Here is a 13,915-nt window from a genome sequence, read left to right on the forward strand (position 1 = left end):
GCTCCTAGTGGTTCTAGTGGCCACCACAGCCACAGCTGCCGCCACCGCCACCGCAGCCGCCACCGCCGCCGCAGCCAGCTGCCATCATCACCGATGCGGCAAGGACCGCAGTGCCAGCGACAACGGAGTTACGCTCCGGCAGCTCGCCACCAAAGGCATCAGCGGGCACGACAACGTCGAAGGGGAAGGCACCATCGACAGACAGGTGGATGAAATGCTCACCCGTCAACGCATTGGTGCGGTGCTCCGCTTCCAGCACGCGGGCAGAGAAACGCGCTGCAGCATCCGGAGTGGCGGGCTTGCCACCGGAGACGATCTCGGCACCCTCGGACACGATCGTGCCGAGTGTCTCACCGGTAGCGGAAAGGTAATCGTCCACGCTTGCGTAGTGCTGCACATCAACGCCGAGGGCGGTGAAGCCCATTTCTTGCCATTGGAGCGTGGATTCGTCGACAAGCAGGGGGCCCTGCGCGATGTTCGCGGTGACTGACGTGATCACATTGCCCATTGGATCGACGATCTCGCAGAACCCGACAACATCATTGACCATGCTCACGTGCGCATACGAGCGTGTAGTGGAGGCAAAGCCAGCGAAAGTGGCAAAAGGTTCCACAGCCAGGATGTTCAGCTGTGCGCCCGAAGGATCGGCGAACTGAATCAACTGTCCGCCCCGGACCTCACCCGTCACTTCAAGCTGGTTTGACGCAATCGCGGCCTCCACCGCGTCCTGCCAACGCGTGAAGTTCATGCCAATGCTGGAAAGATCTTTCGTGATCGTGTCGCTCATACGCCCGACTTTAGCGTCGCGGTGGGGTTGGGGAACAATCCGGTGACACGTTTGGTTGCCTGTGACCACCATGAAACAATAAGGACTCAATGACACAACCTTTTTCTTCTTCGAACTCCTCTTCCTCTTCCGCTTCCTCATCTGCTGAGGGGCAGCAGACGAGCCATGATGATTTGTTGGCGGAGGCGTTTCGCGACACCACGCCCTCTACGCGTAATGCGGAGGCGGATGCTCTTATCGACGAAGCTTTCGGCACCCCCACCGTCGGCTCGCTCGATTTGGCTGAACGTAACTCTTTCCGTCGCGTTATCCGGGACACGGAGATCCGCTCGGAGGACCACGAGGACATCTACGAGGTTGAGTACCGCAAGCTCCGGCTGGAGCAGGTCATCCTGGTAGGCATGTGGACGGAGGGGACCACAGCTGAGGTTGAAGCGAACATGAATGAATTGGCCGCACTCGCTGAAACAGCAGGTGCGGAGGTTGTGGAGATGCTTTACCAGAAGCGCGACAAACCGGATCCGGGCACATACATCGGCTCGGGCAAGGTGAGCGAGCTGCGCGATATCGTGCATGCGACCGGCGCGGACACCGTTGTGTGTGATGGTGAACTTTCCCCAGGTCAGATGGTGGCGCTGGAGGAAGCGCTCAAGGTCAAGGTGATTGACCGGACCATGCTCATCCTGGATATTTTCGCGCAGCACGCGAAGTCGAAGGAAGGTAAGGCGCAGGTCAGCCTCGCCCAGATGGAGTACCTATACACCCGCACCCGTGGTTGGGGTGGCAACCTGTCACGCCAGGCTGGTGGCCGTGCGGGCTCCAATGGTGGTGTGGGTCTGCGTGGTCCGGGTGAGACCCGGATTGAGGCGGATCGTCGTCGCCTGCGCACGGAGATGGCGAAGCTGCGCCGGGAGCTCGCGGGAATGAAAACGGCCCGCGACGTGAAACGTGCGCAACGGCAGCGGTCGACGATTCCCAAGATTGCTATTGCCGGTTACACCAACGCCGGTAAGTCCTCCTTGATCAACGCAATGACGAATGCGGGTGTGCTGGTGGAAGACGCCTTGTTTGCCACCCTGGATCCGTCCACCCGTCGTTCGGAACTTGCGGATGGTCGCACAGTGGTGCTCACTGACACGGTGGGCTTCGTGCGTCACCTGCCTACGCAGTTGGTTGAGGCGTTCAAGTCCACGCTTGAGGAAGTTGCCGGTGCGGACCTGATGCTGCACGTGGTCGACGGTTCTGACCCCTTCCCGTTGAAACAGATCAAGGCTGTCAATGAGGTGCTCGCGGAGATCACCCGGGAAACAGGGGAGGACATCCCGCCAGAAATCATTGTGGTGAACAAGATTGATCAGGCGGATCCGGTGATTTTGGCTGAGCTACGCCATGCTTTTGCGGATTCGAAGCACCAGGTCGTGTTTGTGTCTGCGCACACCGGTGAAGGGATCAGTGAGCTTGAGGGCCGCATTGAGATGTTCCTCAACACTCTTGACGCGCACGTGAAGCTGCTCGTCCCGTACACACGCGGTGACATCGTGTCGCGGGTGCATGAGGAGGGCACGGTGCTCTCCGAAGAATATGAAGAGCAGGGCACGCTTATCGACGTCCGCTTGCCCCGCATCCTCGCCCAGCAGTACGCCGAATTCGCTGTGGACAGCACCGGTGCTAGTTTCTAGCGAGTGAGCTCATTTCTGAAAAGTGTGTCGTGGTCCCTCCACGGCGACGGTAAACACATTAAGCCGGGTGGCGTTGTGGCCCCCGATGAGCGACTGAGTTGGTCGCGCACTGTTGGTATTGGCATGCAGCATGTGGTGGCCATGTTTGGTGCCACCTTGCTGGTCCCCACGTTGACAGGTTTCCCGGTGAACACGACCCTGCTGTTTTCGGGTCTGGGCACCATCATCTTCTTGCTTCTCACGCGGAATCGTCTGCCTAGCTACCTCGGTTCCTCCTTTGCGTTCATCGCGCCGTTGACTGCTTCGCAGCAGCACGGCATCGGTGCGCAGCTCGGTGGCATCTTTGTTACTGGTCTCGCGCTGGTGGCTGTGGGTGTGATTGTCTCCTGGGCAGGCAAGCGCGTCATCGATGCTGTCATGCCACCGGTAGTCACCGGTGCAATCGTGGCCTTAATCGGCCTCAACCTGGCGCCCACCGCGGTGGCGAATACCCAGACCCAACCGGTAGTTGGTTTGGTTACGTTGTTTGCCATTCTGATAGCAACCGCCTGCTTCCGTGGCATGGCTGCGCGTTTGTCCATCCTCTTTGGTGTTGTTACCGGCTGGGTTTTTGCTGCTGTAACCGGCAATCTCGCAGAGGACGCCGGTGCGACCATCGCTGCTGCACCTTGGATTGGCCTACCGCAGTTCCACACCCCGGAATTCCACCTGTCCGCCATTTTGGTCACCCTGCCGGTGCTGGTTGTACTCATCGCTGAGAACGTGGGCCACGTGAAGGCGGTTGCGGAGATGACCCAGCGTGATCTCGACGACCTTGCCGGCCCCGCCTTGATCGGTGACGGCCTGGCCACCACCCTGGCTGGTGGATTCGGTGGTTCTGGTACCACCACCTATGCGGAGAACATCGGTGTGATGGCCGCTACCCGCGTGTACTCCACCGCCGCCTACTGGGTTGCTGCTGGCTTTGCCATCCTGCTCGCGTTCATCCCGAAATTCGGTGCGCTCATCTTCACCATTCCCGCCGGTGTCCTGGGCGGCGCCTGCCTGGTGCTGTATGGACTCATCGGCATGCTTGGCGTGCGTATCTGGCAGGACAACAAGGTTGACTTCTCCAACCCGATCAACCTCACCACAGCTGCAGTGGCGCTCATCGTGGGTATTGGCAACCTCACCTTCGAGGTGGGCAACGTCACCCTCGAAGGCATTGCGCTGGGCTCCATTGGCATCATCGTGCTCTACCCAGTCATGCAGTGGGCCTACCGCACCTTCGGTGAAGGCCACCTGCTGCCGGAGGAAGAACCACAGGAGCTTGAGGTTCCGCGCACCTAGGCCCCTGCAGGTCGCTTAGGTAGGAAACTGTGGTGCGCCTAGTCCTCGTCAAGATTTGAGGCGATCAGCACGGCGATCTGTTCCATGGCTGCCGCATTATCGGATGTGACCGTGACATCATCGCCGTGTTCGGCTCCCATGGCCATGATCATGAGGGCGGATGCCGCATCGGTTTCATCCCCTTCATCCCCACCCACCAAAGTGAGAATGATCTCCTCCTCATACCCGCCAGCTGCTTCGGCAATCAAGGTTGCGGGGCGAGCATGCAGGCCAACTGTGGAACCAACAGTCACGGTTTTGGATGCCATGTGGTTGTCCTTTCGAAGATGAGGTAGGGGTTCAGTTTCCCCATCGTAGAGAAACTTTGGGTTCAGGCAGCTGGTTTTCTGTGCCACAGCCCTTTTGTGGCGAGCACCGCGACGGCACCCACAGCAACGCCCACGGCAAGCGCGATGAACATGCCCCACCACGGCTCATAAGCGAAGATGACAAAAATGCCGCCGTGTGGTGCACGCGCACCAACACCGAGCGCCATGGAAGTGGCTCCTGCGGCAGCACCGCCGAGCATCATCGACGGAATCACGCGCAACGGATCTGCAGCGGCAAAAGGAATCGCACCTTCCGACACAAAGGACAGCCCTAGAAGCCATGCAGATTTGCCTGTTTGTTGTTCTGCTGAAGTGAAGAGCTGGGCACGCAGGAACGTCGCAACAGATAGAGCGATCGGTGGCACCATCCCGGAGATCATCACCGCGGCCATGATTTCAAAGGCGGCATCTGTGCCCGCGGAGAGGCCAGCGGTGCCAAAGAGATACGCTGCCTTGTTTACTGGACCACCGAGGTCGAAGCACATCATGAGACCGATGATGATGCCCAGCAAAATCGCGGATGATCCCGTCATGGAATTCAGCCAGCCTTGCAAAGCTGCCATGATGTCGCCCAAAGGGCGGCCGAGGAGCAGGAACATCACCAAGCCAACACCAAGGGAAGCCAGCAGCGGAATGACTGCCACCGGCATGAGTGATGCGAGCCAGCGAGGTACTGTCCATGAGCCGATCCAGTGAGCAAGAGCACCAGCTAAGACACCAGTGACCAACCCGCCGATGAAGCCAGCACCCAGCATGATGGAGATCGCCCCGCCGATAAAACCGGGTGCGATACCGGGGCGGCCCGCGAGCCCGTAAGCGATGTAGCCGGATAAAGCAGCCACGACGAATTGCATGCCCATTTGTCCAATGGCGAAGAAAATCGCGCCGAGGTAGAGGGCCCAGCCGGAGTGGGTGAAGGCGGTGAGGTTGCCGTCGATAAGCACTTCATGGCCCGGCAAGTTTGTGGGTGAGTAAGTGACCGGAATGACGTGCCAGCCGTGGGCTACATCGTAGCCACCGATGAGGAAGCCGAGTGCGAGTAAGAGACCTCCGGCCGCAACGAAGGGCACCATGTAGGAAACACCAGTCAGGATGGCTTGCTGGATGAGTTTGAGCCAACCCGTTCCGGCTGGTGCAGTGTGAGTGTTGGTAGCTGACACTCGAGGTGCATGTGGGTTACTTGCCGCCGCGATTGCCTCATCGATCAAGGCGTTCGGGTCATTGATACCGCGCTTGACTGAGACATTGACTAGTGGTTTTTCGGCGAAGCGTTCGGGCTCGTGGATGGCAACATCGTGGGCAAAAATCACGGCGTCCGCATTGGCAATGTACTCTGGGGTGACAGGTCTCCTGCCCGAAGACCCTTGTGCTTCAACGCGCAGCTCCACATCATCGCGGCCACGTGCAGCGTGTTCGAGTGCATCCGCCGCCATGTACGTGTGCGCAATGCCTGTCGCGCACGAGGTCACAGCAACGATGCGCTTTCTAGGTTTAGCAGCAGCTCCGCGCATCCCTGCCTTCTTCACCTCTGCGCTGAGTACCTCATCGACAACGTTTACAACGTCCTCGCGGGTTTGCGCATGACGGAGTGTTTCAGTGAACTCCCCACGAACAAGTGCCCGAGCTAGCTTGGACAGAATCTGCAGGTGAGCTTTGTTACCGCCTTCTGGGGCGACAATGAGAAAGACGAGGTCCGCGTCACCGTCAGGCCCAGCGAAGTCCACGGGGTGCGAAAGACGGGCAAAGACGAGTGTAGGTTCCGTGACAGCAGCAGTGCGGCAATGGGGAATAGCTACTCGGCCGTTTACACCGGTGCCCGCTCGTGTTTCGCGGGTGATGGCGGCATTGGCCAAAACGTCCGGTTTATCGGTGCGGCCGGCAGTGGCAACGATCTCGGTTAGGTGACCAATAACGTCCGCCGGTGTGCTGCCGAAATCCGCATCCAGCGCCACCAGTTCAGTCGAGATAGTAGAGCTGCTCATCGTGGATTACTTCCCATCGTGGCTGGGGAAGACTGACACAACAGTTCGTGCCAGATCCAAGTCATCCGGGGTGGGGATGGCAGTGCCTGGGTTAGAGGCAGCAGCGGTGCCATAAGCCACGGAATGGCGGAGTGCTTCCGGATAATCTTGCCCGCGCATCCGTGCAAGAACGTAGCCAGCCAACGCGCTATCACCCGCGCCCACCGTGGAACGAACGTGTGCTGGCGGGGGAGTGGCAACCCACGCGCCACGAGAGGTGACCAAGCATGCACCCGCACCACCAAAGGTGACGAGGAGTTCGGGCACGCCACGGGACACGACGGACTGGGCGACCTCCACGACGGCGGCTAGATCCCCTCGCGCCGCTGCGTCTTCGAGTGTTTGCCCATCAACACCTGCGAGCTGCCCCAACTCGTAACCGTTTGGCTTAATAATGTCCGGCGTGGAGTCCTCCAGACCTTCACCCAATGCAATCAATGGTTCATCCGAGGTATCCACCGCGATGAGCGCATCCGGATTAGCTCTGCGCACGATAGCTACCAACGTGGAGTACCAATCGCGAGGAGCGCCTGGCGGTAAAGAACCAGCGAGGACGACCGCGTTTGCCTTAGGTGCATGGGTTGCTACCGCTTCTTCGAGAGCAGCGATGGTTGCCGGTGTTAAGCGTGCGCCTTGTTCATTGAGCTTGGTGGTTACCCCAGCAGCGTCAGTAATCGTCGAGTTTGCGCGCACATGTCCCTCCACCGCAATGGTGTGAAGAGGGATCGCTGCCTTATGGGCAAGGGCAACAAAAGGATCAGTTTCATGTGCTGGAGCCAATGCCAGCGTGGATTCTCCAGCTTTTAGAACCGTGTGGGCAACATTGATTCCTTTGCCACCGGGTTCACGGGAACGGGCGCGCACGCGGATGACTTCACCGGCGGTGAAGTTGTCCACGGTGAAGGTGACATCAACGCTTGGATTCGGCGTGAAAGTAAAAATCACGGGCGGCTGGCCCCTCAAAGTCGTAGGTGGGGTGGAGCGAGAAAACTCCTCTGCCCGAGTATGCCCGATGCCGTATCTACGGCGTGCTAGAACCGGGGTTAAACCCATGCGACGGACGGGCTAGTTGTTTCTGGTCCGCCTTAACCTGCTTGGATGACGTTGATGCCACGTTCTGTTAGCTCATCCACGTAGGACGCCGGTGCATCAGAGTCGGTGATCACCACATCGATGGAATCAAGGGGCGCGAAGCTCACAAGGTAATCCGTGCCCAGCTTTGAGGAGTCGCACAACACCACGACCTTACGGGTGTTAGTGACCATCGCGGATTTCACCGCCGCTTCTTGTGCGTCCGCGGTGGAAAGGCCGTGGTCTACCGTTAACGCATTAGTACCAATGAAAGCTACGTCCGCGCGCAAAAGAGCCAAAGTGCGCAAAGCAGTATCACCGACGACAGCCTGTGTAATCGTACGAACAGTCCCGCCAAGCAGTTGGACATCAAGGGTGCCCAGGCTCGACAGGTCGAGAGCGATCGGCAGTGAGTTGGTAACGAATGACAAAGAAGGTGCTTCAGGCCGGTCCTTGATCAACCCGGCAAGTGTGTTAATCGTCGTGCCAGAGTCAAGGAAAACAGAACCGCCAGGCGCGGGCAGAAAATCTAATGCGGCCCGAGCGATGGCGGATTTAGCTGTGGCTGCCGTACGATAGCGGGTTTGAAGGGGGAACTCGGCAGTGAGGTAGGACTGGTTCGACACGGCACCACCGTGGACACGCTGCACCACACCGTCGCGGTCAAGGGCCGCGAGGTCCCGGCGGATAGTTTCAGCAGTGACATCAAAACGCTCAGACAATTCCGTGACGTTCACGCGGCCTTCAACTGCGGTCATTGATGCGATCTGGCGGCGACGCTCCTCGGCGTACATGGGACTTCCTTGAATGCGGGGGATGCTAACAAATCCTCATTATGTACGCGTGAAGTGAAAACGGGGCCCGGTTAGTTCTGCCTGAGCCCGTTTCACCCCCGTGAGGGTGGGTTAGAGCTTGCGGAAAACAGAGACGACCAAGCCCATGATTTCTGCTTCGTCGCCCTTGATGGGTGAAAAAGCATCATTGTGGGGAAGCAGCCACACGCCGGTGGAGTCCTTGTGGAACTCCTTCACCGTTGCCTCACCGTCGATGAGTGCAGCGACGAATTGGCCTTCCTCCGCGACTGGCTGAGTGCGCACTGCAACCCAATCTCCATCCAAGATGCCGGCGTCACGCATGGACTCGCCTACGACTTGAAGCAGGTACAGGTCGCCGTCGCCGACGAGTTCTGATGGGAGAGGGAAGTACTCTGTGACATTCTCTTCCGCCAGGATCGGATTGCCAGCGGCGATCTGGCCAACCACGGGGATGTATCGCGGTGCGGCTGCCTCTTCCGGAACGTTTGTATCCTTCTTGTTTGGTTTCCGCCCGGTGTGGGGGAGGTGGCGCAGGTCCACTGCGCGAGGCTTGTTCGGGTCACGCCGTAAAAAGCCTTTCTTCTCAAGCTCTTTGAGCTGGTAGGCCACAGACGATGTGGACTGAAGTCCTGCAGCGTCGCCGATTTCTCGGATGCTTGGCGGATAGCCACGCAACACCACAGCGTCCTGGATAACTTCCAGGATGCGGCGCTGGCGGTCAGTCAAAGTTTTAACGTCTGGCTTCTTGTCTTCTTTCTTGGCCATGTCTTGTTGTCCTTCCTTGATGGGTGCCTTTGCAAGAGTCTTGTTTGTTTCTAATGAGTTCCCTCACTTCTCGTTTCTACCACGAGTAAGCAAATTTGTTCGATATTTTTCCGCTACGTCTGGACAAAGTTTTCTCTAGTTGCTATAAATCGAACATAGAAGCTATCGAACATTCAAGCGAAGCAGTTAATCGAACATGTCTCACCGGTTCGTAGAATCGTAGGCAGAACAGAAAGGAACCATCATGACAATCTCTATTGCGCGACCTCACAGCGCTGATATTGTACGCAACGATCTTCGCCGCACCGTCCAGCCGGCGGATGTATGGGACATCAACTCCACCCGGACTCGGCGCCCACATGTTGCCAATGTTCGAACGTTGGGAGAGTCTGATCGAAAGGAAAGTCTAACCCGCTACCGGGCTGCTGCTCACACTGCGGGGGCTTTCGAAAACATTGAAGATCGCCGTGAAAAGCGTGGCACTATTGCCATGGGCATTCTGTTGGGCCTTAGCCTTTTCATTGGCTCTGCACTCGGTGGTGCTTTCTCCGGTGGGGAGATCGATCCGGCTGCTACGGCAACGAATGATGTGGTTGCCAGCATAAGTGCCCGCTAGGCCGGTGCAGCTGCGTAGCAGCTAGATATGACGTGCACGGAGAGAGTAGAATCCTCTCCTGTGCATTGCCCTTTCTGCCATAACGATCATTCCCGTGTCTCGGACTCACGTCTCGTAGACGCGGGTTCTGCTATTCGTCGTCGACGTGAGTGCACCGCGTGTGGGGGCCGGTTCACCACGGTTGAAAAAGCCATCCTCACTGTGGTCAAACGAAATGGTGTCAGTGAGCCCTTTGATAGAGACAAGCTGATTGTTGGTGTGCGTCGCGCGTGCCAGGGCCGTGATGTTTCAGATGATGCCCTGAAACGTCTTGCCCAAGAGGTGGAAGAGATTGTGCGTGCACAAGGCAGCTCACAAGTTCTTTCCAATGACATTGGTCTTGCCATCCTGGAGCCCCTGCGGGCGCTCGATGAGGTGGCTTACCTGCGCTTCGCGTCGGTATACAAGTCTTTCGAAAGTGCCGATGATTTCGAATCGGAGATCCGGCTGATGCGTCGCCGCGATCGCGGCATTGATGAGCTTTAGAGCTTATCTACCATCTTTTCAATCCTCCGTGGGCTCACCGGTTTGGATGTGCCCAGACGCTGCGCGAAAAGACTGACGCGTAGTTCCTCGATGCGCCAGAGAATCTCTTTGACTGGCTTTGATCTTTCTGCCCCCTTGGGTAGGCGAGCGAGCTTGGCATCAAGATACGCCTTGACGTCATCGATCACGGCTTGGCGGTCCGCATCCTTGTCAGGATCGTGGTTCATCTCATCCAGGCGCATCTGTACTGCGGACAAATAGCGCGGCAGGTGCTGCAGATGTTCCATGCCGTGGATGGTGATGGCGTTTTTTGGTAACAGGAAGGCCATTTGAGCCTTAATGTCATCAATGGCTGGGCCACTCCAGTTGTTCAGTTCAGCTGCGATGTTGATGTATTCGGCGACACCGCCTGCGATGCCGACGACAGCACGCCGCACGGCACCAGGAACCTCGGGTTTCACCTTGTTAAGTAAGGCATCGAATTCCTCAGGTGTGCGCACCGGTCCGCCGTGGGTAAACATCAGATCACGGATGGCGGCGATGCGTGCATCTTCGACGAGCCCAGTGGCACCACCGTGGGGATATTTATCCACGGCAACGCGTTGGCGTAGTGGAAGGCCTTTGGTCATCTGCGTTGGGGATACGGAGATCTGGCGCATGAGCATGGCCAGTGTGGCCGTGACCATCGAGGCATCGGCAGCAGCTTTAGTGGGGAATACCTTGACGCGCACGCCGTCCTTGGTTGCTTCCAAGGCAGGGAAAGCATCAACGTTATTGCCTTCAATGTCCGTGGTCACAGTTTCGGGCACCGCGCCGAGGGTGTCGGCTGTCCACTCTTTGGCGGCATCCGTTTCCGCTTTCTTTGTCGCCTTTGCCACCGACGAAGTGATTTGGCCCGAGCGACGTTTCTTGAGTTCCGCCAGGCTCTTGTCGTGGTCGGTGATCGTGCCACGTCGATCGACAGAAGCAAAAGTCATCTTCAAATGCGCTGGCAACGCTTCGGGGTGGAAGTCGGTTGCGTTGATGCCGTGGCCGCCGAACGAGCGCAGGATTTCCGCGAGCTGCTCCGTCAATGGCGCCTCAAACGGGATGAGCTTCTCCATTGCGCGTGCAGCGAATTCGGGCGCTGGGACCACCGTCTTACGCAACGCCTTGGGCAGGGAGCGGATGAGCTCAGTCACAAGTTCTGCGCGCAGGCCAGGAACGAGCCAATCAAAATCCGTGTCTTCCAGTCCGGCCAACAGGGGGACAGGAACAAGTACGGTGACTCCGTCGAATGGATCACCAGGCTCAAACTTGTACTGGAGCTCATAGTTAATGCTGCCCTGGCGCCATTTGTCGGGGAAGGCGGCTTCGGAGGAATCGGCCGCAGCATCGTCGATAAGCTTTGACGGATCGAAATCGAGGAAATCTGGTGATTGGTAGCGCTTCTTCTTCCACCAGGCGTCGAAATGACGCCCGGTGCCAATGTTGTCGGGAATGCGGGCATCATAAAAATCGAACAGTGCGTCTTCGTCGACAACGAGGCCACGACGGCGCACCTTTTCCTCGATGGCGCTAGCCTCTTCCAACAGTTGAGCGTTGTGCTTAAGAAAAGCGTGGTGTGCGTTCCATTCACCCTCGATGAGGGCATGGCGGATGAACATGGTGCGAGCGGCGTCCATGTCCACGTGGTGGTAGGGCACACGCCGGTCCGCAACCACGGTGACGCCGTAGAGCATTGACTTCTGGTGCACCATGGGTGCTGCACGCTTGGTGGACCAGAAGGGCTCTGAATAGGAGTGCTTGAGCAGGTTCGCGGCTACCTTTTCCACCCAAGCTGGGTCGATCGCAGCGACATCACGTGCCCACAGGCGTGAGGTTTCCACTAGTTCCGCAGCCATGATGAACTCCGGTGGCTTCTTGGCCAACACGGAACCAGGGAACACCATGAAACGGGTGCCGCGGGCGCCCTTGAATTCCTTGGAATGACCGTCGCGCGCACCAATGTTGGACAGCAAGCCGGTGAGGAGCGACTGGTGGACAGCCATCGGATCCCGCTCGCCGGCCTCAGCGTGGCGTAGTTTGTTCCAGCCGAGCTGCTTCTGAGCCTCCCGCAGCTGGCCAACAAGATCGAACCATTCGCGAATACGCATGTAGTGGAGGTATTCCTTCTTCATGCGTTTGCGGAAGGCATTGCCGGACAACTCATCGCGGGCATCTTTGATGTAATCCCACAAATTCAAAGAGGCGAGGAAGTCTGAAGTTTTGTCCTTGAAGCGGGCATGCGCTTGATCCGCTTGGGCCTGGAATTCGAGAGGACGCTCGCGGACGTCCTGGATGGTCATGGCGGCCACAATGACGGTGACGTCGGCGAGCACACCCAGACGGTTGGCTTCAACCAGCATGCGGGCCATGCGTGGGTCTACCGGGATCCGCGCAATCTCACGCCCGATGGAGGTGAGCGCCGGTAGGTCATGGTCCTCCTTGTCCGTGATGGCGCCGAGTTCGTGCAGCAACATGAGGCCATCACGAATGGCTTTCTGCTCTGGGGGTTGGACAAAGGGGAACTCAGAAATATCACCGAGGCGGAGGTTGATCATCTGCAAGATGACGCTGGCCAAGTTAGTGCGCAGAATCTCCGGGTCAGTGAACTCAGGGCGTGAGTTGAAGTTCTCTTCGGAGTAAAGGCGGATGGCAATGCCATCGGCGATGCGGCCCGAGCGTCCGGAACGTTGGTTGGCGCTAGCCTGTGAGACCTCCTCAATGGGCAGACGCTGGACCTTCGTGCGGGTGGAGTAGCGGGAAATACGCGCTAACCCGGTGTCTACCACGTAGTGGATCCCCGGAACTGTCAGGGAGGTTTCTGCGATGTTGGTGGCCAGGACGATGCGGCGACCAGAGTGCGGGCTGAAAACACGGTGTTGTTCCGCGTTGGACAGGCGGCCGAATAGGGGAGTGACTTCGACGTTGCGCCAATGCTGTTTCTCAATGACTTCCATGGCGTCGCGGATATCGCGCTCGGACGCGAAGAAGCACAGGATGTCCCCGTCGCCCTCTGCCATGAGCTCCTTAAGAGCAGCAATGAGCCCGTCGAGCATGTCGATGTCCACGACTCTTGTTTCGCCCTTTTTGTTGGTCACCTCAGTTTCCAGTGGGCGATAGCGGATCTCTACCGGATAGGTGCGGCCGGAGACCTCAATGATGGGAGCAGGTGTACCGTCCTTGTCCGCGAAGTGTGCGGCGAAGCGCTCTGGGTCGATTGTCGCGGATGTGATGATCACCTTCAGGTCAGGCCTGTGGGGCAATAATTTCTTCAGGTAGCCCAGCAGAAAATCAATGTTGAGGGAACGCTCGTGGGCCTCATCGATGATGATCGTGTCGTAGGCATTCAAGTATCGGTCGCGCTGCATTTCAGCGAGGAGAATGCCGTCTGTCATGAGTTTGACGGCGGTGGTGGCGGATACGCGATCATCAAAGCGAATGGCGTAACCCACGGATTCACCGATGTTCTGGCCAAGCTCGTCTGCAATACGTTCGGCCACCGTGCGTGCAGCGATACGGCGCGGTTGAGTGTGCCCAATCAGTCCACGGCGTCCCCGTCCCAGTTCAAGCAGCATTTTGGGGATCTGGGTGGTTTTACCGGAGCCGGTCTCGCCCGCGATGATGACCACCTGGTTATCGCGGACAAGGTCCATGATCTTTTCGCGCTGCAGGGAAACCGGGAGGTTATCCGGATAGGTGATCTCGGGGACATGTTCATTGATCGCGGAGACTTTGAGCGCTGCAGCGTCCATGTCTTTGCTTATCGACGCCAAAGCCTCCGCCGACCGTGCCCTCTTCAGCCGACGATGAAAGCGGCGAACAGCGGCGATAGGGAGCTCATCAAGCCGGGAATAGAGGTCGCCGCGGGTGAGGGCTTGTGGGGGTTGTGAGTTCGTCATATTCACCGCGGAAGTC

11 protein-coding genes are annotated in these 13,915 nt (G+C 58.2%); 4 read left to right on the forward strand and 7 right to left on the reverse strand.

The features are described from left to right. Positions 1 to 13 precede the first annotated feature (13 nt). The gene (locus QP968_RS02020; protein ID WP_284854764.1) at positions 14 to 787 is read right to left on the reverse strand and encodes a hypothetical protein; all 774 of its coding nucleotides are present in this window, start codon (positions 785 to 787) and stop codon (positions 14 to 16) included. Positions 788 to 876: 89 nt separating this feature from the next. Here QP968_RS02020 and hflX point away from each other — a divergent pair, with 89 nt between their 5' ends. Continuing rightward, complete coding sequence (gene hflX / locus QP968_RS02025) at positions 877 to 2,466, forward strand: GTPase HflX (protein WP_284854765.1); 1,590 nt, start codon at positions 877 to 879, stop codon at positions 2,464 to 2,466. Between the two features lie 15 nt (positions 2,467 to 2,481). Next, a complete protein-coding gene (locus QP968_RS02030) occupies positions 2,482 to 3,795 on the forward strand; it encodes a uracil-xanthine permease family protein (RefSeq protein ID WP_284854836.1) in 1,314 nt (437 codons plus the stop codon). Between the two features lie 38 nt (positions 3,796 to 3,833). Here QP968_RS02030 and QP968_RS02035 read toward each other — a convergent pair whose 3' ends face one another. The 5 genes from QP968_RS02035 to lexA form a co-directional block, all read right to left on the reverse strand. Beyond that, positions 3,834 to 4,103, reverse strand: coding sequence for an HPr family phosphocarrier protein (locus tag QP968_RS02035; protein ID WP_284854766.1), 270 nt, complete (start codon positions 4,101 to 4,103; stop codon positions 3,834 to 3,836). A 62-nt stretch (positions 4,104 to 4,165) separates the two neighbouring features. Continuing rightward, positions 4,166 to 6,145 (reverse strand): PTS fructose transporter subunit IIABC, encoded by a 1,980-nt coding sequence (locus tag QP968_RS02040; protein WP_284854767.1) that lies wholly within the window; start codon positions 6,143 to 6,145, stop codon positions 4,166 to 4,168. Between the two features lie 6 nt (positions 6,146 to 6,151). Further along, on the reverse strand, positions 6,152 to 7,129 hold the full coding sequence (locus QP968_RS02045) for a 1-phosphofructokinase family hexose kinase (protein WP_284854768.1): 978 nt from the start codon (positions 7,127 to 7,129) through the stop codon (positions 6,152 to 6,154). A gap of 140 nt (positions 7,130 to 7,269) precedes the next feature. Further along, a complete protein-coding gene (locus tag QP968_RS02050; RefSeq protein ID WP_284854769.1) occupies positions 7,270 to 8,049 on the reverse strand; it encodes a DeoR/GlpR family DNA-binding transcription regulator in 780 nt (259 codons plus the stop codon). 111 nt (positions 8,050 to 8,160) lie between these two features. Continuing rightward, positions 8,161 to 8,835 (reverse strand): transcriptional repressor LexA, encoded by a 675-nt coding sequence (lexA, locus tag QP968_RS02055; RefSeq protein ID WP_284854770.1) that lies wholly within the window; start codon positions 8,833 to 8,835, stop codon positions 8,161 to 8,163. 244 nt (positions 8,836 to 9,079) lie between these two features. Here lexA and QP968_RS02060 point away from each other — a divergent pair, with 244 nt between their 5' ends. Continuing rightward, positions 9,080 to 9,451 (forward strand): hypothetical protein, encoded by a 372-nt coding sequence (locus QP968_RS02060; RefSeq protein ID WP_284854771.1) that lies wholly within the window; start codon positions 9,080 to 9,082, stop codon positions 9,449 to 9,451. Between the two features lie 60 nt (positions 9,452 to 9,511). Beyond that, positions 9,512 to 9,976, forward strand: a complete 465-nt coding sequence (nrdR, locus tag QP968_RS02065) for a transcriptional regulator NrdR (RefSeq protein WP_034661433.1) — start codon at positions 9,512 to 9,514, stop codon at positions 9,974 to 9,976. Here nrdR and hrpA read toward each other — a convergent pair. Further along, the gene (gene hrpA / locus QP968_RS02070) at positions 9,973 to 13,899 is read right to left on the reverse strand and encodes an ATP-dependent RNA helicase HrpA (RefSeq protein ID WP_284854772.1); all 3,927 of its coding nucleotides are present in this window, start codon (positions 13,897 to 13,899) and stop codon (positions 9,973 to 9,975) included. The genes nrdR and hrpA overlap by 4 nt on opposite strands. Positions 13,900 to 13,915 lie beyond the last annotated feature (16 nt).

The organism is Corynebacterium sp. MSK041 (assembly GCF_030232265.1).
Lineage (GTDB): Bacteria > Actinomycetota > Actinomycetes > Mycobacteriales > Mycobacteriaceae > Corynebacterium.

Coding starts and splice junctions, on each gene's coding strand:
- QP968_RS02040 (WP_284854767.1), bottom strand. CDS start 6,145: ATGAGCAGCTCTACTATCTCGACTGAACTGGTGGCGCTGGATGCGGAT.
- QP968_RS02020 (WP_284854764.1), bottom strand. CDS start 787: ATGAGCGACACGATCACGAAAGATCTTTCCAGCATTGGCATGAACTTC.
- lexA (WP_284854770.1), bottom strand. CDS start 8,835: ATGGCCAAGAAAGAAGACAAGAAGCCAGACGTTAAAACTTTGACTGAC.
- QP968_RS02035 (WP_284854766.1), bottom strand. CDS start 4,103: ATGGCATCCAAAACCGTGACTGTTGGTTCCACAGTTGGCCTGCATGCT.
- QP968_RS02050 (WP_284854769.1), bottom strand. CDS start 8,049: ATGTACGCCGAGGAGCGTCGCCGCCAGATCGCATCAATGACCGCAGTT.
- hrpA (WP_284854772.1), bottom strand. CDS start 13,899: ATGACGAACTCACAACCCCCACAAGCCCTCACCCGCGGCGACCTCTAT.
- hflX (WP_284854765.1), top strand. CDS start 877: ATGACACAACCTTTTTCTTCTTCGAACTCCTCTTCCTCTTCCGCTTCC.
- QP968_RS02060 (WP_284854771.1), top strand. CDS start 9,080: ATGACAATCTCTATTGCGCGACCTCACAGCGCTGATATTGTACGCAAC.